The sequence below is a fragment of the Caballeronia sp. genome, from assembly GCF_028292365.1.
Taxonomy (GTDB): domain Bacteria; phylum Pseudomonadota; class Gammaproteobacteria; order Burkholderiales; family Burkholderiaceae; genus Caballeronia.
In genome coordinates, this window is sequence record NZ_JAQGMM010000354.1 from 26,883 (window position 1) to 48,700 (window position 21,818).

General features: G+C 58.3%; 23 protein-coding genes. 12 read left to right on the top strand and 11 right to left on the bottom strand.

Features of this window, described 5'->3' with window-relative positions; translation table 11 throughout:
- Positions 1-38 precede the first annotated feature (38 nt).
- The 5 genes from JWR14_RS21385 to JWR14_RS21405 all read left to right on the top strand — a co-directional run bounded on the left by JWR14_RS21385 (position 39) and on the right by JWR14_RS21405 (position 4,182).
- The gene (locus JWR14_RS21385; protein WP_299711085.1) at positions 39-620 is read left to right on the top strand and encodes a CGNR zinc finger domain-containing protein; all 582 of its coding nucleotides are present in this window, start codon (positions 39-41) and stop codon (positions 618-620) included.
- A gap of 106 nt (positions 621-726) precedes the next feature.
- Positions 727-1,368 (top strand): glutathione S-transferase family protein, encoded by a 642-nt coding sequence (locus JWR14_RS21390; RefSeq protein ID WP_299711088.1) that lies wholly within the window; start codon positions 727-729, stop codon positions 1,366-1,368.
- Between the two features lie 68 nt (positions 1,369-1,436).
- A complete protein-coding gene (locus JWR14_RS21395; protein WP_299711091.1) occupies positions 1,437-2,060 on the top strand; it encodes an NAD(P)H-dependent oxidoreductase in 624 nt (207 codons plus the stop codon).
- A gap of 271 nt (positions 2,061-2,331) precedes the next feature.
- Positions 2,332-3,576, top strand: coding sequence for an MFS transporter (locus JWR14_RS21400; protein WP_299711094.1), 1,245 nt, complete (start codon positions 2,332-2,334; stop codon positions 3,574-3,576).
- A 300-nt stretch (positions 3,577-3,876) separates the two neighbouring features.
- Positions 3,877-4,182 carry a helix-turn-helix transcriptional regulator gene (locus JWR14_RS21405; RefSeq protein WP_299711097.1) on the top strand — a complete coding sequence of 102 codons (306 nt, stop codon included), beginning with the start codon at positions 3,877-3,879 and terminating at the stop codon, positions 4,180-4,182.
- A 138-nt stretch (positions 4,183-4,320) separates the two neighbouring features.
- On the opposite strand, the gene JWR14_RS21410 is transcribed toward JWR14_RS21405, so the two are convergent.
- Together JWR14_RS21410 and JWR14_RS21415 are read right to left on the bottom strand one after the other, a co-directional pair.
- A complete protein-coding gene (locus JWR14_RS21410; protein WP_299711100.1) occupies positions 4,321-5,208 on the bottom strand; it encodes an EthD domain-containing protein in 888 nt (295 codons plus the stop codon).
- A 36-nt stretch (positions 5,209-5,244) separates the two neighbouring features.
- Positions 5,245-5,640: a hypothetical protein gene (locus tag JWR14_RS21415; RefSeq protein WP_299711104.1), complete on the bottom strand. Its 396-nt coding sequence runs from the start codon at positions 5,638-5,640 to the stop codon at positions 5,245-5,247.
- Between the two features lie 723 nt (positions 5,641-6,363).
- On the opposite strand from JWR14_RS21415, the gene JWR14_RS21420 reads away from it, so the two are divergent.
- From JWR14_RS21420 to JWR14_RS21430, 3 genes are all read left to right on the top strand, one after another.
- On the top strand, positions 6,364-7,272 hold the full coding sequence (locus JWR14_RS21420; RefSeq protein WP_299711157.1) for a transporter: 909 nt from the start codon (positions 6,364-6,366) through the stop codon (positions 7,270-7,272).
- 526 nt (positions 7,273-7,798) lie between these two features.
- Complete coding sequence (locus JWR14_RS21425) at positions 7,799-7,945, top strand: DUF3563 family protein (protein ID WP_299711107.1); 147 nt, start codon at positions 7,799-7,801, stop codon at positions 7,943-7,945.
- A gap of 161 nt (positions 7,946-8,106) precedes the next feature.
- On the top strand, positions 8,107-8,916 hold the full coding sequence (locus tag JWR14_RS21430; RefSeq protein WP_299711110.1) for an alpha/beta fold hydrolase: 810 nt from the start codon (positions 8,107-8,109) through the stop codon (positions 8,914-8,916).
- A 100-nt stretch (positions 8,917-9,016) separates the two neighbouring features.
- On the opposite strand, the gene JWR14_RS21435 is transcribed toward JWR14_RS21430, so the two are convergent.
- A complete protein-coding gene (locus JWR14_RS21435) occupies positions 9,017-9,469 on the bottom strand; it encodes a ferritin-like domain-containing protein (protein ID WP_299711113.1) in 453 nt (150 codons plus the stop codon).
- 404 nt (positions 9,470-9,873) lie between these two features.
- Positions 9,874-10,302 (bottom strand): MarR family transcriptional regulator, encoded by a 429-nt coding sequence (locus tag JWR14_RS21440; protein WP_299711116.1) that lies wholly within the window; start codon positions 10,300-10,302, stop codon positions 9,874-9,876.
- 232 nt (positions 10,303-10,534) lie between these two features.
- Here JWR14_RS21440 and JWR14_RS21445 point away from each other — a divergent pair, with 232 nt between their 5' ends.
- On the top strand, positions 10,535-10,861 hold the full coding sequence (locus JWR14_RS21445) for a hypothetical protein (RefSeq protein ID WP_299711119.1): 327 nt from the start codon (positions 10,535-10,537) through the stop codon (positions 10,859-10,861).
- A gap of 47 nt (positions 10,862-10,908) precedes the next feature.
- Here the strand turns inward: JWR14_RS21445 and JWR14_RS21450 are convergent, their stop codons facing one another.
- Together JWR14_RS21450 and JWR14_RS21455 are read right to left on the bottom strand one after the other, a co-directional pair.
- On the bottom strand, positions 10,909-11,802 hold the full coding sequence (locus JWR14_RS21450) for an alpha/beta hydrolase (protein ID WP_299711122.1): 894 nt from the start codon (positions 11,800-11,802) through the stop codon (positions 10,909-10,911).
- Positions 11,803-11,889: 87 nt separating this feature from the next.
- Entirely contained in the window at positions 11,890-12,732 is an 843-nt protein-coding gene (locus JWR14_RS21455) for a DMT family transporter (protein ID WP_299711125.1), read from the bottom strand.
- A 358-nt stretch (positions 12,733-13,090) separates the two neighbouring features.
- Here JWR14_RS21455 and JWR14_RS21460 point away from each other — a divergent pair, with 358 nt between their 5' ends.
- The 3 genes from JWR14_RS21460 (at position 13,091) to JWR14_RS21470 (ending at position 15,680) form a co-directional block, all read left to right on the top strand.
- Entirely contained in the window at positions 13,091-14,548 is a 1,458-nt protein-coding gene (locus tag JWR14_RS21460) for an NCS1 family nucleobase:cation symporter-1 (RefSeq protein ID WP_299711127.1), read from the top strand.
- A gap of 114 nt (positions 14,549-14,662) precedes the next feature.
- Entirely contained in the window at positions 14,663-15,085 is a 423-nt protein-coding gene (locus JWR14_RS21465; protein WP_299711130.1) for an ACT domain-containing protein, read from the top strand.
- Between the two features lie 292 nt (positions 15,086-15,377).
- Positions 15,378-15,680, top strand: coding sequence for a DUF4148 domain-containing protein (locus JWR14_RS21470; RefSeq protein ID WP_299711133.1), 303 nt, complete (start codon positions 15,378-15,380; stop codon positions 15,678-15,680).
- A 136-nt stretch (positions 15,681-15,816) separates the two neighbouring features.
- On the opposite strand, the gene JWR14_RS21475 is transcribed toward JWR14_RS21470, so the two are convergent.
- The 5 genes from JWR14_RS21475 to JWR14_RS21495 form a co-directional block, all read right to left on the bottom strand.
- Positions 15,817-17,304 (bottom strand): SulP family inorganic anion transporter, encoded by a 1,488-nt coding sequence (locus JWR14_RS21475; protein ID WP_299711136.1) that lies wholly within the window; start codon positions 17,302-17,304, stop codon positions 15,817-15,819.
- Positions 17,305-17,853: 549 nt separating this feature from the next.
- Complete coding sequence (locus JWR14_RS21480) at positions 17,854-18,321, bottom strand: cupin domain-containing protein (RefSeq protein ID WP_299711139.1); 468 nt, start codon at positions 18,319-18,321, stop codon at positions 17,854-17,856.
- A gap of 211 nt (positions 18,322-18,532) precedes the next feature.
- The gene (locus JWR14_RS21485) at positions 18,533-19,285 is read right to left on the bottom strand and encodes an alpha/beta fold hydrolase (protein ID WP_299711142.1); all 753 of its coding nucleotides are present in this window, start codon (positions 19,283-19,285) and stop codon (positions 18,533-18,535) included.
- 349 nt (positions 19,286-19,634) lie between these two features.
- Positions 19,635-20,291, bottom strand: a complete 657-nt coding sequence (locus JWR14_RS21490) for a response regulator transcription factor (protein WP_299711145.1) — start codon at positions 20,289-20,291, stop codon at positions 19,635-19,637.
- Positions 20,292-20,598: 307 nt separating this feature from the next.
- The coding region (locus tag JWR14_RS21495) for a hypothetical protein (RefSeq protein ID WP_299711148.1) at positions 20,599-21,818 on the bottom strand (1,220 nt) is incomplete at its 5' end.

Here is a 21,818-nt window from a genome sequence, read left to right on the forward strand (position 1 = left end):
GTTACGTAAACTCCTTGACTTTGCAACACGGAGACGCCATGCCGGATCACAATCAGACTGCGCCAGGCGAGCTCGAAGTCGTGCGGCGGTTCATCAACACCTGGTCGATTCCAAACGACACGCGTGAAGAATCAGACGTACTGCCTGAATTGGTACGAACGTCCCAGTTGTGGCGCAAGGAATTTCCCCACCGGGTGCGATCCAAAAGCGACGCTTTGGGCAAGCTGCGGCGGCTTCGCGCCGATCTGCGCGGTGCATGCCATGAGGAGGGGGCTAGTGAAGAGGCGCTGAATGAGTGGTTCAGCAGCGCTGCGCTGAGTGTGAAAGCGCGATGGATGGATGGCGCTACGAAGTTGACTATCGAATCCTCGGAAGCGAGCTTCGTTGGCTATATCGTGGCTGCAGTGGCGAATGCCATTGCATCGGGCGAGTGGGCGCGTCTGAAGACGTGTCCTGATTGCCAGTGGGCTTTCTATGATCACACGCGCAACGGCAGCAAACGCTGGTGCGGCATGACGAAAGGCAGTGCAGACGGTCGGGCGTGCGGCACGATTGCAAAAGTTACAGCTTATCGCGCCCGTGAACGCGCACGCGAAGCAATCAAGGCTGGCGTTGTCTGACTCGAGGCTTTCCGACTAATGGCTGCCATTCGGTCCGTCGTCTGGCGGTCCATCCCTGGTCCGAATGAACCGGATCACTTGTCGCACTTCTTACAAGGAAAGCTTCATGCTGAAAATCCATCACCTTGGTCACTCACAATCGGAACGGATCGTCTGGCTTTGTGAAGAACTCAAGGTTTCCTACGAGCTCGAAAAATACACGCGCGACCCGCTCACGCAGTTGTCGCCGCCGGAGCTCAAGGCGTTGCATCCACTCGGCGCGGCACCGCTTATCGAAGCCGACGGAATCTTGCTTGCCGAATCAGCCGCAATTGTCGAATTTATCCTCGCCCGATATGGTGACGGACGCTTGCAGCATGGACCCGACCATCCCGATTTCGCTTCCTATCTTTACTGGTTTCACTTCGCCAATGGCAATCTTCAGCCGGTAATGGGACGGTCGATGTTCATTGGGCGCTGCGGGCTGCCACCGGACCATCCGATCCAAGCGTCGGTGCAAGGACGACTGGACAAGGTGCTCGCGCTGATCGAAGCGCGGCTTGCACAGAATGACTATCTCGCTGGTAGCGCGTTCACCGCGGCAGACATCATGAGCGTCTTTTCGCTGACCACGATGCGTCTGTTTCATCCTGTTGATCTCAAGCCATATCCGAACATACTGGCGTATCTTCAGCGCATCGGCGAACGGGCCGGGTATCAACGGGCGATGGCTCAAGGTGATCCCGACTTGGCGCCGATGCTGACATGACTTCGCGGCGGGATTCGCTCCGATTCGCTCCGATTCGCTCCTTATCCAACTTGAGTTTACGAGGACTTATGCATCTTCTTCACGTGATTGGTTCGCCACGCACAGGGCGCTCAGCCTCGCGGCAGGTCGCTAACGCCTTCATTGAAGCCTGGAAGGAGCGACATCCTGACGGGACGGTCGACGAACTGAATGTCTGGGAAATCGATCTGCCCGTTTTTGACGGGCCGGTGCTTGAAGCAAAATACGCAGGCATCGAGGGCCGGCCGCTCGATCCTGCGCAGGCTGACGCATGGCGCACGGTCGATACGCTTGCCGAACGGTTCCGACAGGCAAACATCATTCTCTTCAGCGTACCCATGTGGAATTTCGGCATCCCGTATCGCCTCAAACATTTGATCGATGTCATATCGCAGAAGGACGTGCTGTTTACATTCGACGAAAGAGGATTGCACGGCCTGCTTGGCGGAAGGACAGTCGTCACGGTCGCAGCGCGAGGCGTTCAGCTTGGAGCGGATTTTCCACAGGAACAGTTCGACTTTCAGACCGCCTATCTGACCATGTGGTCGCGTATGGTCGGAATCACCGACGTACATGTGATTAGTGTCGAAAAAACATTGGCCGGCCCCGAGCAGGACCATGCATCCCGCAATGAAGCCAGCGAAAAAGCCCGCGAGCTTGCTCGCGGTTTGTAAGTAGGGTTTGCAGTTTTCCTTCCATCCGCACGTCCTGCGGTCAGATTGCGGCGACCGCCGGGGGGTCGGCTGACCGCTATTAACGAAAACGCGGACTGCTCAAGCGTTTCCAGTTTCAAGCCTCAGCCCGTTGTTTCGGCAATGCGGAAGTGACCCGCTCGACCTGACCATAACAATCGAGAAAACGGTTGCGATAAACTCCAGCGTGCGCTCCGGGCGGACCGTCGCTGCCGAACAAGTTCAGGAACATAACCATGGGGTTCGATCCACGATGTCCGACGAAAGCGGTAGTCAACCCGTCACGATGTCTGACCGACCCGGTAGTCAATCTGCATTGCGTCAAGTTGCGGCCTCGAGGCTTTTTCTCGGCGCAACGATTGCGATGTTTCTGTCGGGTCTCGGCGCGTCAGCGGCTGCACCCCAGATCGTTCTGTTCCTGGTGAAGGAACTCGGCGCCTCGCTGCCGTTGGCGGGATTCTATTATTTGACCAGCCTTGCCGCGCCAGTCGCAGGCTATTTCGTCGGCCGCTACTCCGATTACACGGGGAATCGCCTCGGTCTTTTTCGCCTGTGCGCTGCGGCCGGCTTTGTGGGCTGGGCGGGGCTGGCCCTCTCTACTTCGGTCTGGATGCCCTTTATCATCGCCGTCGCTTTGCTGGCCGTTTCCGGTGCGACCGCCTCGCAAATCTTTGCGGCTGTCCACGATGAACTCAGCAACGAGCCCGGCGACGCAAATGAAAGTGTCGTTGCCATCATCCGTATGGCGCTTACCGGCGGATGGATCGTTGGGCCTGTCTTGGGAGCGTGGGTGGCGGCTACGTATGGCCTGCGCCCCATGCTGTGGATGACCGCCATCTGCATGCTTCTACAGATCGCACCTCTCGGAACGCTGAACGCAACCGTCAAGCTCAAGCCGGAGTCAGCGAGTGAGCCCGCGCGTCACGCCAGCCTACGCGCCATGCTTCCCCTGCTGACGTTCACAGGACTCTTCGTCCTGGTCTACGCAGGGGAGCCAGTGAAGTACGGGTTCCTGCTGATCTACATGGAAGAACACCTCAAGCTAAGTCCAGCCGCACGGGGTGCGGTCATCGGCATACAGCCATTCATCGAACTGCTCATCATGCCCTTCAGCATCGGGCTGGGCCGCAAGTTTGGCAACGTTTGGTTGATGTGTATCGCGGCTGCCATCGGGGTGTTTGCCAATCTTTGCTTTGCGCTCTGGTCGTCCGCAGCGGGCATGTTCGCCGGACAGATCCTCATGGGTGGTGTTTGGGGCATATTCATGGTTCTGGGCATCATCGTCGCTCAACGCCTGCTTCCCAACGCGGTAGGGACGGCGTCGGCAATCTTCATGAGCTCGACGGCTCTCGCCTCGGCGTTAGGAGGCATCGCGGGCGGTTTCGGGGTCGCATTCCTGGGCCTTCCCAATGTCTTCCTGCTGCCAGCGCTCTTCGCGGGTATGGCAGTTATTGGACTGGCATTGATGGCACGCACCGAAAACTTCAAGGTGTATTGATCTCGGCCAGTCTCTTCGCGCGCTTCACCCTCCCCCGCTTCCCCCTCCCGCCAAGGCAGTCCCTTCTCTGCACACTAGCGCAAAGAAAATTCAAGCATCCCGAAGATCCGCAATCAAGCGGACCTGCTTCGGGTCCCATCCCAACGTTTCCTTGGTTCTTGTACTCGATGCCTGAGCCAGCATCTTGCTTACACCCTGTTGGTTCGGGCACTGCGCCTGCATCTGGAGGCACATGTTGAGAAGGGTGTCGGATGGTTGTTCGCCATTGCGGACAAACAACTTTGCTCGGCAATGAACGCAATGCACGAACAGCCTGCCTATCGTTGGACGCTGAAGACGCTTGCGGAACGCGCTGGCATGTCTAGAACGACCTTCGCCTTGCGGTTCAAGGAGACGGTCGGATCCTCGCCAATGGAATATCTGACACGCTGGCGCATGTTGCTGGCAGGGGACAGATCGAAAAACACGAATGAATCCGTCTCCAGGATTGCGGTCATGCTTGGTTACGAATCCGAGAGTGCGTTCAGCAAAGCCTTCCGGCGGACGATGGGTTGTTCGCCACGTCAGTATGCCCGCGGACCCACGCAAATGGACGCATTGCAGTGATTCCTGTCTTAAGCTTCGGCCTGGAAAAACGGAGGAGGTAAGTGTCCGTGTCTTGTCGAAAAGCTGCACGTTGAACGGCCATATCTCACGCCCTGGCACGTCAGAACACTTCGAATGCTTTGAAGAAAGTATTCCTGCCTATCGCGGAGCAAACCTTGCAGTCACCCTCTCGTCAAGCTGATTCACTGCGCCCAAAGTGGTGATGAGTTCTGCAGGTCGACTTCCGCGCAAGCCTGCTAATGTTGGATGGCCGTCACGAACGAACGTGTAAAACCCGGTCACGAGATACACGCCAATGGCGTCGACGTATCGCGCCTGTTCGTGCTGCACTTCTTTGAACGTTGGAGATGAAAACAGCGACTTTGCCGCCAAGGGGCTGGCGAATGCGATTTCCGCAACCGCCAGATTCAGTCTGTCCGCCTCGACACGGTGCTCGACGTCAGGCGACGGAGGAGCGGGCTTGTCATTGTCGTACGGTTCAGGGAGATGCAGTTTCCACTTGATCACAGCGTCATGTTTTGCGAGCGCGGTGTTTGTCTCCGTCAGCCACGTCGTTGTGTCCCGTCCTGGCTTGCGGCTCATGTACAAATGAATCCGATGAAATGGATCTGCGCCATTGCGAGTGGCATTCTGATCCTTATCGACAAGTGTGAGCGAACCGTTAGGCAGGTTGTAGGCAACGGCTTCACCAATGAAGTTGGCTTCATCGTCGTAAAGAATCTTCCCTGCCTCGGCGAACAAGGATTGCTCCTCGAGATTCGCAAAGCCCAGTTCGGCTGACCCGTCTAGCTTCGCTTCAATCCGGCGAATACCATTTGCGATGGGCCAGAAGTTCGCGTAATAGTCTCGGTCGAAGTGTTGTTGAACGTAGAAGTTGAGTCCCGGCAGGCGCGAGCAGAGCGTTGAGTGCACGTCGCGCCAGTAGTTAGCAAAGGCTTCCTGGGGGAGACCGTCCCGCCGTCTCACGGAGGCGTAAACGTTGTGTTTGACAACCTTGTCACGAGCAGAGAAATCTGGCTGATTCATCAAAACTCCTTAGCAATGAAGGCGCCTTGCCAGGCGTTACGCGACCTTGTCCAGAAGCACCTTCGGATCGAAGTAAGCTACAAGTAGCCGATTTGCCTGACCGTCTGAGATATCCCAATGCTCAGAAATCAGGATCGATTCGTCAGTCCCCTGAACACCAATCCGGATCAGAGCCACGACATGTTCGCCCTGTACGGTCAGGCTCTCGTACGAAAGCCTCGCGAAATCGAGTGTTGCTGCCACCTTGGGAAGGATCGACACGTAGCCGGCTTTGTCATATTGACCGCCCCAAGGAAGATAATCGGGAACGCGCAATACGAAGTCGTCGGCCAGGTACTTTTCGAAGTCCACTATCCTGCCCTCGGCGGCGCCGCGATAAAACGTTTTGACAATCGCCAGTGCGTCCGCTTCTTTGGTAGCGAGATCGTTCATGTTTGCAAATCTCCACCGTGACAGATGACCGACTATACGCTCGTGTTGAGCACTTAAGTCAGGATTACCAATGGACTGGGCTGCGAGTTCTACGGAAATGCCTGGTGAGATCCCGGCCTGAGACGTTCAGCATCATTTTGAGGGAGGAACTGATTAGCGTCGGGTAGCGCCGGCCGCCGTCAGGCAGAGGCCGGCCAATAACCGTCAGTCAAATTCGCGTCGCATGCTCATGACTGCGCTCTCGGACATGACCTTCCGATTCGTATTTTCCAGTACGAATGCTGCGTCGCCAGCAGGCTGGCGAGGCGGATGCGGTGGTTGAACAGCGCATGGGGTTTTGCGTGTCGCACCAGATGTCGCCCTCCACGCAACCGCATGGCAGGATCCATGCTCGAGAAACCGATATCGCAATACCTTACTGGAGTCAACTTGTGGCAAACGCTCGCATACACCTCACTCCGCGAGAAGCGCTTGCCAACCTGCGCTTGGTCAAGACGGACTCAGGACGGACCTGACAGCTAGCCCGGCCATCGAGCGTGTGTCCCATTATTTTTTTCGAGGTGCTTGACGTAACGGTTGAGATCATTTATCCGTTGCAGAAGAAGAGACAGACTTCCGGACGATGCCCTGATCTGAACTGGGTGAACAATGCGCCACTTCGATTCGACAAAATCTGCAAGTGCCGGAAAGTATTTCCGCATCCTTAGCATTGTCGCGAGCTTTATGCTTTGCACGCCAGGCCATGCGACAGAAGGAGGCTTGGGCCGACCGGTCGCCGGTGCCGGAGTGGTTCCAGATATCGGAGTCGTTTCGCCGGAACCGATCACCGCAATAAGCCTCAGCGAGATATACCTTGACGGCTCGATCGGTGCCGATCGACAGGTGCCTATCGCGGGCAAGACGTCGCTTGGCATCGACGGTCAGGTCGCATTCACTCTTGCGACGCTGCTCAAGGTGTGGGACATCCATACAGGTGCGTGGAATTTTGCATCCAGCGTGACGCTCCCCTACGTCTGGACGAAGGTCGATGCGTCGCTGGCTCTCGGATCTCGACAAGCGAGCACGTCCGACCGTGCATCGAACCTGTTCGACCTGTATTTCACGCCCGTCATTGCCGGCTACCACATAACCAGCGTCGATCATGTGGCGTTCAGTTTCAACATCTGGGCTCCCACAGGCCAGTATGATCCAAATGCACTAGCCAACCCCAGCCTGAACAATTGGACGTTTATCCCGCAGGTCGCCTACACGCGGATTTTCCCGCATTGGGGATTCGAGATCGATGCAGTGATGGGCGTGCAGTTCTACACCAAAAACACGGCGACCAACTACCAGAACGCGCCACTGTTCACGTTCGACGTGATGGCATTGAAGCATCTGCCTGGCGGCTTCAGCGCGGGCCTGATTGTTGGTACCGTACAGCAGTTGGGTAATGACACCGGGCCGACCGCCGACAGACTGAACGGATTCCGTGGGCACGACTGGGCCGTGGGGCCGATCGTCACCTATGACACCAAGCTCGACGGCAAGACGCCGCTGTCCCTCAGTGTGCGATGGGTCCCGACAGTCAGCAGCCAGAACCGCTTGAAGAGCACTTCGACGTTCATGATGACCGGTGCAATCGCCTTTTAGCTGGACCGGGGGAAAGATGCCGTCGTGCCTTTTCCTATCAGCCGTGCATTCAAAAAAGGAGCCGCTGAAGGTCGAGCATTGCCGAACGATGCATAGGCGCTCAAATGACTGTAGCGGATCGATCAGCTTCATTCGAACGCGCCGAGACACGGTCCTTCGTGATCGCACATATCGGTCGGACTATCAGATGACGGTGTTGGCGAAACCCTCCCTTTCCGAGACGTAGCGCTCGAACCGCGCGACACGTACTGAACACGTGTTTGCCGCGGCCCAACTTCCACTCGGCTAGTCGTTGGTCACCCGGCAACACTTCGCCCGGCCTGCATCCCTCCGAGATCGCTGAAACGCCCGCCAGACAAGGCTTGCTGCAAAGTGGCATGGACTCTGCTCTATCCAGCGTCCAGCCGTAGCACTGCCGCCTGTCCATCGAACCTGGATGTCTCGCCCGGATGCACGCCTGGAACCCGCGTGTCGCGCCCCTTCGTGCCGACACGTCAATAACCAGGTCGCCGACCCGGAGGACGTTGTGTTGATTTTGCTTATCTATCTGTTGCCGTTTTTAAGAAAGGCGCTTGACCGTGCTGAACACAGCCGTCGTGACGCGTACCTCGCGTCCGCCGTCGACATGGGCGATCTCGAACGCCGCATGCATTCGATGGAGATTGAGCGCTGAGGTGATAAACCAACGCGCCTTCCATCGATCAGTTCGGATTCCCGGGCAATTTCGCTGGCGTCCCGATCATAGTCAACTGCCCGCGCCGCGCCGATAGTGGAGACTTCCCGCTCCGGCATCCGACCACCCAACTCCTTAGCTACATGAACGACATGAACAACATGAACAGCACTATTGATTCGCAATCCTTCTCATCTGGAACGTCCGTTATCGCGCTGCATTGCTCCGGTGCGGGAGCGGCGCAATGGCGCAAGCTCGGCGAGGCGCTGGGCTCGCGTCACGCGTTCGTCGCGCCCGAGCACTACGGCTGTGACAGCACGGGCCCGTGGAGCGGCGAACGCGCTTTCACGCTCGCCGACGAGGCCGCAAGGACTATCCGCATCATCGACGCCGCGCGCGGCAAGGTGCATCTCGTCGGCCATTCGTATGGCGGTGGCGTGGCGTTGCGCGCAGCCGTCGAACGGCCGGAGCGCATCGCGAGCCTGACGCTTTACGAGCCCTCGGCGTTTCATCTGTTGAAGGCGATGGGCACGCACGGAGCGCACGCGCTCGCGGAAATAATCGATATCTCAAAGCGCACCGCCGACGGCGTGACCTGTGGCGACTATCGGGGCGCGGCGGCTTCATTCGTGGATTACTGGGGCGGCCGGGGCGCATGGGAAGCGCTGCGGCCCTCGGTGCAGGCTTCGCTCACGCGCTGGGCGCCGAAGGCACCGCTCGACTTCCGCGCGTTGCTCGACGAACGCATGCCTGCAAGCGCATACACGGGCTTGCGTGTCCCAGCGCTGATCATGCGCGGCCAGCACGCGCCCGTCCCGACGCGCGCGATTGCTGAGCGGCTGCCGATGTTACTGCCAGCGGCGCGTCTTGCGATCGTTGAAGGTGCGGGACACATGGGGCCGCTCACGCACGCCGACAACGTCAACGCGATCATCGTGCGGCATATCGCCGAGGCCGATGCGGCGGCTTGAACCGATCCACAGGACAACGACACCGGTTAAAGCCGCTCGCATGGCAGGCTTCTCTGCGAAACCGCCATAGTCGGTTTGATCAGGGTTGGGCCGCCTGCCGTCAGTGGGACGTCGTCATTTCTCCGGGCCGGCGCAGCATCTTGTCGACTTCGCCCGCGTGCATCTCTTCGATATGGATCATCTGCCGGGCGAACTCCTCGAGTGCAACGGAGCGGTCCTCGACCAGCGCGAGCAGTTCGCGATAAAGCTCCAGCGCGAGGTTCTCGGCTTGCAGCGATTCGCGGAGGATCGACGAGATATCGAATGTGTGCGAGTCGAGGAGTTGACCGATCTCAAGCGACGGATAGGCGCCCAACGTGGTGATCCATTCTCCGACCTGCTGTGCGTGCAACAGCGATTCATCGGCCTGTTCGCGCAACCAGGCTCTGATCGGAATGCGTCCGAATCCGAAAACAAGAAACGAATAGTGGGTATATCGAACGACACCGGCCAACTCGGATTCAAGAATCCGGTTCAGCACCGCAACGACCTCTTCCTTGTCTATCTCTGCCATTTGGTAGCTCCTTTTTATGTCACTACGCCAGACGCAGTCCACGTGGGGGAAGTGGCTTAATCATCTCGCAAAAGGCGCAGGCATTAAAGGCCGAAAAATAGGGCGGGAGTCGGGGTCGCCGTCTACGGTTCTATCCAGCTTCAGCGGGGTCCTTGATCCGTCTGTTTCCCCGGACGATATGCGAACGCCATTCGCTTCATGGCAACCATCGTCTCGAGTTGTTATAGGGGTCTCCCCTTTTGCCGGCGCATTCGCTACGGTCCGATCTTGCGACGCGTTGTCACCGCATCGGCGTAATGCCCATTACATTCGTTATCGCCAATGCAGAAGGTTTCTTGATAGCGGCTGATCCCAACATGCCTATGCCCCTACTCAGAAGGTATCGCCCGAGGCGCCTCATTCGTTCATTTCTCGGCCAGCCTCCTGATGATCCCGGCAGCCTTGAACAGCGTGTCTCGCTCCTCTGGATCGAGTGCCGCGATCATCTGCGATAGCCACATCTGCTTCGCCTCGCGATTCTTCTTGCGCAATCGAACACCCTTCGGCGTCAACTCGATAAGCATCTGCCGCCCGTCAGTAACATGCGGCGTGCGCTTCACGATGCCCATTTCCTCAAGCGAGGCAATAGTCGTTCCCATCGACTGCGGCTTCATGCCTTCGGCGCGAGCGAGTGCCGCGGTAGTGGCGGGCCCGTCATTAGCCAGCCGCGACATGACAACGGACTCTGTCATTGAGAGCTCAGCCGCGTGGGCTTCGTTGCGGGTACGTCGAACGAGCAGTCCTACCGCTTGCATCAAATCGATGATGTTCTGCTCGAAAGTCCTGGTCGGCATGATGTCTGGAATGTGGTCAGTTGGGCGTGTGTAAGGATGAATGTCATCAGGCAAACTTGCAAGTTTGGCTGTTTAGTGTGAATCTTGAGCGATGGGTTGGTCCGCAGTCGGCGCCGTGGTGAATTGGCGAATGGGTCAACGCGGCAGACGCGCACTGAACCCCATTGACCGCCCGCTTCGCAGCATAAGGCGGTCTCAACAAACAATGTTATGACGATTGGAGAACCATCAGATGCCGTGGTATCAGTACCTTTCCTACTTCCTGGGCGGAGCGTTTGTTTCCAACGCCATTCCACACTTCGTAAGCGGAATGATGGGCCGGTCTTTCCAGAGTCCATTTGCCACGCCATCGGGCAAAGGACTGTCCTCGTCGACCGTTAATGTGTTGTGGGGAGCGTTCAACGCCGCGGTCGGTTACCTTCTGATCTACCGGGTTGGAAACTTCGACATACGCGCCGCCGCGGACGCTGGCACCGCTGGTCTCGGTGCGTTGTTGATGGCGATCTTTGCCGCCAGGACGTTCGGGCGTTTTCATGGTGGCTTCCCTGCCACCCAATGAACGGGTCGAGTGCAGCCCCACGCATCCTTGACCGCGTGCGCGAGACATCAACCCGCCCAGTCGTTGATATCAAGAACCGCTTGGGCGAACGCCTCTGGCGCCTCCTGCGGAAGGTTGTGGCCCGCATTCCGCACAACACGGTTCTCATGGCGTCCAGTGAAGCGCTTTGAGCCTGCCGGTCTTTCCGCCAGTGGCGAGACGCCGTCGGCATCTCCCTCAAGGGTGATCGCAGGCACGGTGATCGATGGCGTGGAGGCCAGGCGGCGCTCCATATCGTCGAACTGAGGATCGCCATCGACCAGTCCAAAACGGTGTCGGTACGAATGGATGACAACATCGACGAAATCCGGATTGTCGAATGCGGTTGCCGTGCGCGCGTAGGTGTCGTCGTCGAAGCGCCAGGTCGGCGACCATAGTGACCATAAGAGGCGGCAGAAGGCGCGCCGGTCTTCAGTCAGTCCAGCCCGGCCGCGCTCACTATGAAAATAATACTGGTACCAGAGTCTATGTTCCTTCTCCGGGCTGGCTGGCCGCATGGCGGTGGCTATATCCTGGATGTTGTAGCCGTTGACCGAAACCAGCCCCCGCGCTCTCGCCGGATACAGCGCCGCCACAACGCATGCCGCCCGGCCGCCCCAGTCGTATCCGCCCAGCACGGCCTGCTCGATATGAAGCGCATCGAGCAGCGCTAACAGGTCTGCTCCAAGTGCCGCCTGCTGGCCCGATCGCAATGTTGCCGATGCAAGGAAACGCGTTGACCCATAGCCCCGAAGATACGGTGTGATAACACGGGCGCCCTGGGACACGAGGTGTGGTGTTACTTCGTCATACGTATGGATGTCGTAGGGGAAACCATGTAGCAGGACTACGGGCCATCCGTTGGACTCGCCTTGTTCGTCATAGGCGATGTCAAGCAACTTGGTTGTAATGTTCTTAAGCATGAAGTCATCCCTCGCGTGAAACCGATTAGCCGGTCAAGTGATTACTTAGATTACGCAAGAACAACAAATCGCGCATTTCAGGCGATGTCAAACTCCCAGACAAACCGCGCCGGCCGCGACAATGACGCACGCGAGCCAGCGCTTTCCACTGACCTGTTCTCGCAGAAACATTCGTCCGATCAGCACTGCAAACACCACGCTGGTCTCGCGCAACGCCGATACCGCGCCCATCGCGCCCGACTGCATCGCCCAGATCACGATGCCATAGGCCGCGATTGACACCAACCCGCCAGCAAGCGACGAGCCGAGTGTCATGGGCGCTTCCCGAACCGGTTTCCAGAGCGCCCCGAGTCCGCGCATAGCGACGAACAGCACCGGCATCAGCCAATAGAACAGGAACATCCACGCGGTGTAGGCAAGCGCCTGGCCGCCGGATGAGCGCACGCCGATGCCGTCGATCACGGTATAAAGCGCGATAGTCACGCCGGTCATCACTGCGGCCAGCACGCCCGCGCGCGACACGTGACTCCCCTCTAGCGCGAGCGCGAGGATGCCGCCCGAGATCATTGCGATGCCGAGCGCATGCAAGGGGCCGATCGACTCATGCGCGAAAAGCGCGGCGCCGAGCGCGACGAGCAACGGCGACGAACCGCGTGCGATCGGATAAGCCTGCGCCAGATCGTTACGTCGATACGAACGCACGAGACTTCCGTTATAGACAATATGCACGAGCCCCGATGCGACGATGTACGGCCATGCTGCCTCGGCCGGCCGCGGCGCAAACAGGACGACGAATGTGGAGACGGCCGCGATGGCGATGCTCATCCACGTCATGGACAGGAACCGGTCGCGGTTGCCGTGCAGCAGCGCGTTCCAGCTCGCGTGGAGCACGGCGGCAAGTAGTACGAAAGCACCGGTATAACTAAGCATGCAGGTTCGGCAAGGGGAAAGGGGAAGCGTTAAGGGTGCGAGAGGACAAGCCCTGCGCGTACAAGCGCTACCCAATCAGCGCGCCTGGGTCGGCGATGAAACAAGAAGGATATCTATCTTGGATCCGTCCAACAAACCAGATAATTTGATCGTTCGAGTTAGATAAACTCATTCGACCAAACCAGGTATTGCTTCCACTCATTGCGTTCAGCATCTCGATCAGGGTTAACCCATTCGAAACTGTGCTGCAAAGTATCTACAGTTCTTGCATACCAGCTCGCTTCAGGCGCGGGGGCATTACTGCGAAGAGGCGTCTGGCGGTGTTTCCGCAGTTCCACGAACTGAAAGGAGATGACAGATGGATATCCGCGACCCGTCCCCCGGCCTCTACAACGAAGATCTCGCGCCTGCCCGCCAGCGCAACTGGGGTGCCTTCAGCATCTTCAACGTCTGGACTTCGGACGTTCACAGCCTCTGGGGCTACTACCTCGCCGCCAGCCTGTTCCTGCTGTGCGGCAGCTTTATCAACTTCGTGCTCGCGATCGGGATCGGCTCGCTGGTGATCTTCGCGCTGATGAACCTGATCGGCTTCGCCGGCGAGAAGACCGGTGTGCCCTACCCCGTGCTGGCGCGCGCTTCCTTCGGCGTGTGGGGAGCAAACCTGGCGGCGCTGGTGCGCGCCGTGGTGGCCTGCTTCTGGTACGGCGCGCAGACGGCAGCGGCTTCGAGTGCGATGGTCGCGTTGCTGATCCGCAGCGACAGCCTGATGGCTTTTCACAAAGGCACTCAGTTCCTGGGTCACTCCGGGCTAGAGGTGATCTGCTACGTGGTCATTTGGGCGCTGCAGCTGCTCATCATCCAGAAGGGCATGGAGACGGTGCGCAAATTCCAGGACTGGGCCGGTCCGGCGGTGTGGGTCGCCATGCTGATCCTGGCGATCGGCCTGTGCGTCAAGGCAGGCGGCTTCTCGTTCAGCAGTGGCATACCAATGGACGTGCTGCTCGACAAGACCAAGGACGCCGGAGTCAGCGGCGAGCCCGGCTCGTTCTGGGCGCTGATGGCAGTGGGCGCCACCTGGATCACCTATTTCGCGGCGCTGTACCTGAACTTCTGCGACTTCTCGCGTTACGCGAAAAACCGCAGCGCAGTGAAGAAAGGAAACCTGTGGGGCCTGCCGGTCAACCTGATCGCGTTCTCGCTGGTTGCCGGCGTCACCACCATTGCTGCCTTCAAGGTGTACGGCGAAGTGCTGCTGCACCCAGAACAGATCTCGGCCAAGTTCGACAGCTGGGTGCTGGCGCTCATCGCGGCGCTGACCTTCGCGGTCGCCACGCTGGGGATTAACGTGGTGGCCAATTTCGTCTCGGCCGCGTTCGACATCTCCAACGTGTTTCCCAAGCGGATCAGCTTCAAGAAAGGTGGGTACATTGCTGCGGCCATCGCGCTGGTGCTCTATCCGTTCGCGCCGTGGGAAGGCAACGCCGCGCACTTCGTCAACGCCATAGGCGCCACGATGGGCCCGCTGCTGGGGATCATTCTGGTGGACTACTACCTGGTGGCCAAGGGCAACATCAACGTAGCGGCGCTCTACCAGGAGTACGGCGAATACCGCTACGAAGGCGGATGGAACGTCAACGCGCTGGTCTCCGCGGCGGTGGGCAGCGTGTTTTCGACCTTCCTGCCCAACTTCACCAATCTGCTGCCGGTCTGGTGGAATACTTATGGCTGGTTCTTCGGCGTGGTGATCGGCGGCGGCGTGTACCTGATCATGGCAACGCTGCGGCCGCGTAGTGCGATCGCACCGACACGTGCTTAGTGACTCGCGGTGGCAGTGCCGGTGCCGAGGGTACCGGCATTCGCCGTCGGCCTTGCTTGCGTGCAGTCGGTGAAGTAGATTTTATTGAGCGGGCATCAGGCGGGAGGGACTGCCATGGAACTCAACGTAGAACGTGTCGATGTCTGGGCGGCTACCATCGACGACAAAGCGGGTGGACTGGCGCAAGTATTAAGCGCTTTACGCGATGCTGCCGTGGACTTGCAGTTTGTCGTCGCGCGACGAACGCCGGAAACACCGGGCAAGGGCGTCGTGTTTGTCGCACCGCTGCAGGGAGAGAGGGAAATCCGCGCCGCGACACAGGCGGGTTTCAGCATCACTCCGAGTCTTCACTCCGTCCGTGTAATGGGTCTGGACCAGTTGGGAATCATCGCCCAATTGGCCCAGACGTTGGCGGATGAGGGGATCAATCTGCGCGGCGTGTCCGCCGCTGTGCTCGGCACACAGTTCATTGCGTATCTCGCGATCGATTCGTTGGATGACGCTGACAAGGCGGTGGACGTTTTACGGAGGGCCTGACGCTCAAAGCCTTCGCGCTGGGTCTGCACCTGGCGCGAAGCGGCTGGGTCTTAATCCGGGACAATGGCGCTTGCCCGACGTGAATGCCCGTGAAAGTGGAACCTCAAACGTCCGCACAACAATCAAGCGGCGTGGCCGCTCATCGCCGATTGTCGCCGATTGTCGACCTTTGCCGGCAATCACGGACTGGCGAAGGCTGAGGGGTGGGAAGCGCCTCGGCTCGACACCGGCCTATGCCCGGGAATAAACCATGCGTGTAAAGCGTTACTTCTTCATTGGAGGGAAATGCGAAATGAAGAACGCAATCAAGGCTTGGCTAATGCTTCCCGCGTTAGCGCTTCTGCTCGCTGCATGTGCCACAGGGGGCATGCAGGCAAGCAGCGGGACACACCTTAGCGCCGCGGAGTGCCGCGACCTGACTGACATCAGGAACAAGGCACCCGTTACCCGCGAGCGCAATATGAGTGAATTGGCGGCCCTGGAAAAAGCGGGCTACCATCCGGGATGGTTTTATGACCCTTACTACCCAGCCGATCTTGAGGCCGCGCAGCATCAGGTCGATATCTGGTACAAAACCGAGTGCCCGCAAACATAGGCCGCTTAAGTAAATGGTGGCCCACGGCGCAAGCGCCCACGCTGCGGGCAAGCAGTGCACACGTTCGCCGGACATGTCCGCAGCCCGGCAATATCGACCAGTATCACTGCCACACAGGTTTCCGATTCAATCAGCGTCAAACGTTGATAAGGGAAACACCGGCACGTTTGAGAATGTGTTGATTGCGCGTCGATAGGTTCGCAAATCGCAAACGCCTTCCGGCCTTTTGATAACGGTCCTTCAGCGTTTCGAAAGCGACTATTGCAGAGTGATCAGCCACGTGCAAATGCTGGCAATCAACGATGACCTCTTCTGCATCGGTCTGGGGCTGGAAAAGGTCCTGGAAATTTGCCGTGGACGCGAAGAACAATGTGCCGTGCAAGACATAGATCCGCGCACCCTCGTCGCTGTTTTTCACCTCGGCGCGTATTTCGCGTGCATGCTGCCAGGCGAAGTTCAATGCGGCTATGACGATGCCACACAACACGGCAATTGCCAGGTCGGTAAAAACGGTAATGACCGTCACGGCGATGATCACCAGCGCGTCGTTGCGGGGAACTTTACCCAGCACTCGAAGCGATCCCCATGCAAAGGTCTGTTGCGCGACAACGAACATCACTCCGACCAGTGCGGCCAAGGGGATCCGTTCGATGAGCGGGGATAAGAAGAGGATGAACAAAAGGATCATGATGCCGCTCGTCGCTCCTGACAGACGGCTGCGCCCTCCCGAACTCAGGTTGATCATGGTTTGACCGATCATCGCGCAACCGCCCATGCCGCCGAACAAGCCCGACACGACATTTGAAACGCCGAGCGCGAGACACTCGCGATTGGGCCGCCCATTGGTCTCGGTGATCTCATCGGTGAGATTGAAAGTGAGCAGTGTTTCCAGCAAACCCACTATCGCCATGAGCAGTGCGTAGGGAAACACGATCCGAAAGGTCTCGAAGTCAACCGGTATCTGCGGCAGATGAAAGCTCGGGAAGGCGCCGGCGATATGTGCCATGTCGCCCAATGTCCGCGTAGGCAAATGCATGATCTGACTGAGCAATCCGACGCTCACGATGGCGACCAGGGCCGGCGGTACGGCCCTGGTGATTCGAGGCAGGAGGTAGACAATCAACATGGTCAGTGCAACCAATGCACACATGACCGCCAACGATGTCCCTTGCAGCCACACGTCCCCTTGGGGAGTAGCACGCTTGAAATGCTCCAGTTGCGCCATGGCGATGATAATGGCCAAGCCGTTCACGAATCCGATCATCACCGGATGCGGCACCATTCGAATTAGCTTACCCAGACGCAATAGCCCGAAAAGCATCATCAGCGCGCCGCTCAGGACAACAGTGGCAAGAAGGTATTGGGCACCGTGCTCTACGACTAGCGCAACGATAACGACAGCCATCGAACCAGCGGCGCCCGAGATCATTCCAGGCCTGCCACCAAAGATGGCGGTCAGTGTACAAATGATGAAAGCACCGTAAAGCCCCATAAGCGGATTCACTTGCGCGACCAACGCAAAAGCGATGCATTCGGGGACGAGGGCAAACGACGAGGTGAGGCCCGCAAGCACGTTACCGGGGAGGTTCGATGACCACTGCTCTCGGAGTGATTGAATCTTCATTAATTGTGTTCGCAGTCAGATAAAAACACACTGCGCCTGTCACCGGCGCGAGGTGTTGAATGTGCCGGCTGGAAGCCCTCGGGCTCAAAGTGCGACAAGATAACAGCGCATCGCTTCAAAAGCGTAGCGTCGGTAGAAGTCAAAAGTCGAAAGGTGAAGCGCGTCGTTCGAATATCGAACAAGCGAGCGCACCCATGCCCGAGAACCCCCAGGTGGGAAGCCGTTATGAACGGTTAGGAGGTTCTCGGAAAGCTACATGGGTACGAATATGGAATGAAGTCGAAATGAAGTCGATGTAGACCCGCATGCGCAAATTCTCACCCGGGCCGGCTGGTAGTTTACCGGAGCCGACGCGATCGCGTGAATTTCATCAAAAATGTGGACGGGCGCAGGGTCTGCATGTCCGTGAACGTGGGGCGCGTGCGGCGGTCGTGTCGGTCCTATCGGTCCAGCGGCACTAAGCCAAGATCGGTGAACGGTGATTCATGACCCACTATGCGTCAATCATGCTTGATCGGTCGCAAGGCCAGTCTCGCGTGGGTCGAGCCGTTATGCAGTCAACGGGGGGCCGAGGAACTCAACTTCCCATTTATTACCGAAGTCCCGCAATTTATCGGGTTCGGGCTCACCGTTTGCCATCACACCACGAAGTTCGGTGAAAAACGCGGCCGCATCGAGCCCCGGCGTGATCAGAACCAGCATGCGTGCCGCCTTGTCGTCGATGTTGGTGAAGCGGTGCGTGCTGCCCACATGTGCCACCACGGTTTCTCCCGCGCCCGCGACAAAGCGCTTCCCGTCCACTTCGAACAGGTATCGACCGCTCAGCACATGGAAGATTTCGGTTTCCCGTTCGTGCCGGTGCTGTGGCGGCCCGTATCCGGGCTCGTCCGTGGTTTCGATGAGTGTTGCCTTGTTCCCGGTCGCCGTCGGGGCAATGCGCACCTGAACGTTGACACCGATGGCCGGTATGGCAATCGTGCTATCCAATGCTTTTGAGTGGTTGAGTTCCGGTTGCATGACTTTACTCCTCGAGTTTGTACGCCGCGGGCATGCAGTCATGCTCGAGACCGATATCCAGTGACACGATGGCATGCAATCGAAAGCCCAATAGTCAGCCATCACCTGTGCATAGCGTAGAGCCGTAGAATTAGCTCAGAATGAGCTCCTGGCGGCTTCAGCCGTGAAGAATAAATCGGGAAACGTTTAGCATAGCTGATGGAAAACCGAATCAGCTGACGAGTTTCTTTTCTCGCATCCAGTCGAGCACTATTTCGGCGATCAAGTCGCTGTTATTGTCGGCCATCAACGCGTGGCTGTTTCCAGTGATTCCGCGTGAAGGCAGATCGATCCATTGCACGTCCACGCCAGCGGCGGCCAGCGCCTCAACCCATCGCCGCACATTGGGCACGGAATTGATCCAGAAAGGGTGTTGATCCAGGTAGTCCCCCCAAAGGAACAGATGCGGTATGCCGCGCAAGGCTGTGGGGTCATAGTGTTCCGGGTCAGGTGCGCCAGACGGTTCGAGCGAGATAACAGCCTTGATGCGATCTGGAGCATGCAGGGCGGCGTTAAGCCCAAAATTTCCCCCTTGGCTGTGGGTCAGAACGATACTGCTGTCGAGGCGGCCGATGAGTGCGTCGTAGGCATGCTGGGTGAGCGTATCGTTGCCACCCCAGCGCGGCACGAACTGGTTCATGAACGCTTCCATTCGCGCCACAGGAAAACGAAGTCCGTCGTGGGCATGACGTCGTGCAGGATCTGCACTCCAGGAGTCGGCCGGACCGAAGCGGAACGTTTCTTCCCAGGCTTCGCGTGCCGTGCGGAAATAGGGCGCCTCCGGGTAGACGTCAGGATAAGGAGCCCATGACGCCCGGCCTCGTTCGACCGCGTCGGATACAAACACATCAAAGCCCGCATGAAGGAAAAACATCTGCCATCCCGCGCGTCCATCCGGTGTTGTTTCCCAATTGACGCCGCTCATTCCTCCGCCATGCCAGAGCAGGAGAGGATGACGGCCACGGGGAGCCGCGAGTTTTACATACTGCACGTACATCTGCCCAACGATCATCTCTCCGTTGGGATCGATAGGATGCACTGCGCCGTGGGCCGTGCTGACACGCGACCGTGGTGCCATCCCGGTTAGCGAAACCATATGGCCGCCAACGTGAAAGCTGCCGATGTCACACACCTGCAAAGGCGCGGCGAGACCTGGAGTCGCGCCAGTACTATTTCCGATTGTGCTCATGAGATGTCCTTGCGGATTCAACGGTGCGCCTGCATACCAATCACCCGGAACCAACACGCGATTTGTCGCATTCCGATAGATGAACTCAATGGGCCACCGTCCAGCCGATCCCGCGCACGTTGCGGATCAGGGACTGGCCAAACTTCTTGCGCATCGTATGGATCAGCACGTCGACGGCATTGCTTTCCACCTCTTTACCCCATCCGTATAGCCTGTCCTCAAGCTGACCGCGCGACAGGATCATGCCGGGCCTTTCCAGAAACGCGTGCATCAGCGCGAATTCACGCGCAGAGAGCGACGACGCTACCCCGTTGCAGCACAACAGGCGCTTGTTGAGATCGAGGCTGAGCGACTCGCAGCCGATACGCGAGGTTGCGTAACCCGCCTTGCGCCGCAATACCGCCCGGATTCGCGCAAGAAGTTCGCGGACTTCGATTCGCTTGAGTACGCAATCGTCGGCCCCGATGTCAAGACTGTGCACACGCGTCTCCAGATCGTCCAGTGCAGTGAGAATCAGCACGGCGACGTCGTTGCCCGCGGCACGCAACGAACGTAGCAGATCGATACCTCCCGCGCCGGACAGGCCGGGATCGAGCAACACGACAGCGTAATAAGCCGTGTTGATGGCCACGCTACCGGCCTTGCCGTCGCGAACCCAGTCGACACTGCAATCCGCACCTTTCAATGCGCGAAGCAGGCTTTCGCCAATCTGAATATCCTCTTCAACCAGTAAAACTCGCATGATGTCCCACCGTTTTGGATAGCGTTCGCTCCGCGTTGGCCGCACGCTATTGAAACTACTAATCCCCCTGTTGATTCGTATAACGTATTGCGATGGGCTAATCAGCTGAAACTCAGAATCGTGAAGAGTTTTGCGCATCTACGCTCATGGTTGTGCCCTGGATCGAATCGCGACAAGTGGTCGTCTTGATACTACGGGGCGCAGTGTGCGGGATTTTTTGCAATAACGAAAATACCGACTGACGATGCCAATATAAGCAGCGCATATAGCTCGCCCTGTTCATCGCTCGCTCCCGGGCGGGCGGCTCCTACTGGCAAGCGAAATTTAATCTCTTCACAGCGTTTTCCGAAATCGCCCGCATGATCGCGGGTTCAATAAACTCTTCCGCGTACACGGTATTTGCGACCAGCAATCCGTCGAAAATCGCCACCGAAACGTTCGGAAAATTCTTCAACCCGCACGCATAATCAAAGCCGGTCACTTTCAGCCGTTGTGTCGGCCAGCGAAAATTGATCGCCTGCATGTCAGAGACATTGAGCGCAACAGGCGGTTGTTGCGTGCCGCCAAACAGTTTCGGGTAGTTCAGGTAAGTACGAAACACGGAGCCGTTGGTCACCCCCTCGTGGATATCGTGAAAAACGAGTTTCGCGATGTCAAAGAGCGGTCGGTCCAGATCGGGGATCAACGTGATGTGTCCTGTGATGGCGGTAAAGACAAGTTCTGCTGAAACGTGCGGTTCAAGCCGGCGGCGCATATCCACGTTCGATCGCATCAGAATCTGCCGCGGATGCTCCCTCGCTACGTCGGCAATCGCGAGGGCAAACGCGGCGAGGAGAAGTGAATGCACGGAGGAACCGTGCGCGTGGGCTGCGGTGTGGATTCGATGCATGTCGTCCGCGTTGATCACCGTCCGCTCGAGGCGTCGCCTCAAAGGGGCGCCATCGTGCCGCGCCCGCAGCGGGATTTGCGCAAATGCCCCCGAATACGAAGCGGGGTCCCTTATACGGTCGGCTGGAAGCGCAGCCAGGCTTTGACTCACCGCCGCATCGAGCGGGCTCGGAAAGGGCTGCGTCTCCAACGCCGGGACTTCGCCGAGCACGACGCAATCACACACGTAAGCAAGACATGCATGCAACTCGACCAGCGATGCCGCGTCTGTCACTGCATGGGTGCTCAGCATGAAGACATCGAGCGTATCGTCACCGGCAATGACGTGGATGCTGTAGATTTTTATCCGCGTATCCAACTCGGCATTCAGCAACTTCGCATATAGACCATCGGCGGAACACGTATCGGCAGACAACCAGGATTCAACCGCCGGCGAGTTATCCGTCCGCGCCACAAATTGCCCCTCCTCGACGACCGAACGAAGAATGCCGTAGCGAGCCTCCAGATACACAACGGCTGTGTCAAATTGCTCTCTGTTGACCGCGCCGCCGATACTGCTCCGGCTCACCACATTCGTGCGCGTCTGCATGTAGATCATTTCCGTCGGCGAGGCGCGGCGAACTATTCGTCTCGTAGCGC

Coding starts and splice junctions, on each gene's coding strand:
- JWR14_RS21420 (WP_299711157.1), top strand. CDS start 6,364: ATGCTTTGCACGCCAGGCCATGCGACAGAAGGAGGCTTGGGCCGACCG.
- JWR14_RS21465 (WP_299711130.1), top strand. CDS start 14,663: ATGGAACTCAACGTAGAACGTGTCGATGTCTGGGCGGCTACCATCGAC.
- JWR14_RS21455 (WP_299711125.1), bottom strand. CDS start 12,732: ATGCTTAGTTATACCGGTGCTTTCGTACTACTTGCCGCCGTGCTCCAC.
- JWR14_RS21430 (WP_299711110.1), top strand. CDS start 8,107: ATGAACAGCACTATTGATTCGCAATCCTTCTCATCTGGAACGTCCGTT.
- JWR14_RS21440 (WP_299711116.1), bottom strand. CDS start 10,302: ATGCCGACCAGGACTTTCGAGCAGAACATCATCGATTTGATGCAAGCG.
- JWR14_RS21445 (WP_299711119.1), top strand. CDS start 10,535: ATGCCGTGGTATCAGTACCTTTCCTACTTCCTGGGCGGAGCGTTTGTT.
- JWR14_RS21410 (WP_299711100.1), bottom strand. CDS start 5,208: ATGAATCAGCCAGATTTCTCTGCTCGTGACAAGGTTGTCAAACACAAC.
- JWR14_RS21460 (WP_299711127.1), top strand. CDS start 13,091: ATGGATATCCGCGACCCGTCCCCCGGCCTCTACAACGAAGATCTCGCG.
- JWR14_RS21470 (WP_299711133.1), top strand. CDS start 15,378: ATGAAGAACGCAATCAAGGCTTGGCTAATGCTTCCCGCGTTAGCGCTT.
- JWR14_RS21385 (WP_299711085.1), top strand. CDS start 39: ATGCCGGATCACAATCAGACTGCGCCAGGCGAGCTCGAAGTCGTGCGG.
- JWR14_RS21490 (WP_299711145.1), bottom strand. CDS start 20,291: ATGCGAGTTTTACTGGTTGAAGAGGATATTCAGATTGGCGAAAGCCTG.
- JWR14_RS21475 (WP_299711136.1), bottom strand. CDS start 17,304: ATGAAGATTCAATCACTCCGAGAGCAGTGGTCATCGAACCTCCCCGGT.
- JWR14_RS21485 (WP_299711142.1), bottom strand. CDS start 19,285: ATGAGCGGCGTCAATTGGGAAACAACACCGGATGGACGCGCGGGATGG.
- JWR14_RS21400 (WP_299711094.1), top strand. CDS start 2,332: ATGTCCGACGAAAGCGGTAGTCAACCCGTCACGATGTCTGACCGACCC.
- JWR14_RS21435 (WP_299711113.1), bottom strand. CDS start 9,469: ATGGCAGAGATAGACAAGGAAGAGGTCGTTGCGGTGCTGAACCGGATT.
- JWR14_RS21480 (WP_299711139.1), bottom strand. CDS start 18,321: ATGCAACCGGAACTCAACCACTCAAAAGCATTGGATAGCACGATTGCC.
- JWR14_RS21415 (WP_299711104.1), bottom strand. CDS start 5,640: ATGAACGATCTCGCTACCAAAGAAGCGGACGCACTGGCGATTGTCAAA.
- JWR14_RS21395 (WP_299711091.1), top strand. CDS start 1,437: ATGCATCTTCTTCACGTGATTGGTTCGCCACGCACAGGGCGCTCAGCC.
- JWR14_RS21390 (WP_299711088.1), top strand. CDS start 727: ATGCTGAAAATCCATCACCTTGGTCACTCACAATCGGAACGGATCGTC.
- JWR14_RS21405 (WP_299711097.1), top strand. CDS start 3,877: ATGCACGAACAGCCTGCCTATCGTTGGACGCTGAAGACGCTTGCGGAA.
- JWR14_RS21450 (WP_299711122.1), bottom strand. CDS start 11,802: ATGCTTAAGAACATTACAACCAAGTTGCTTGACATCGCCTATGACGAA.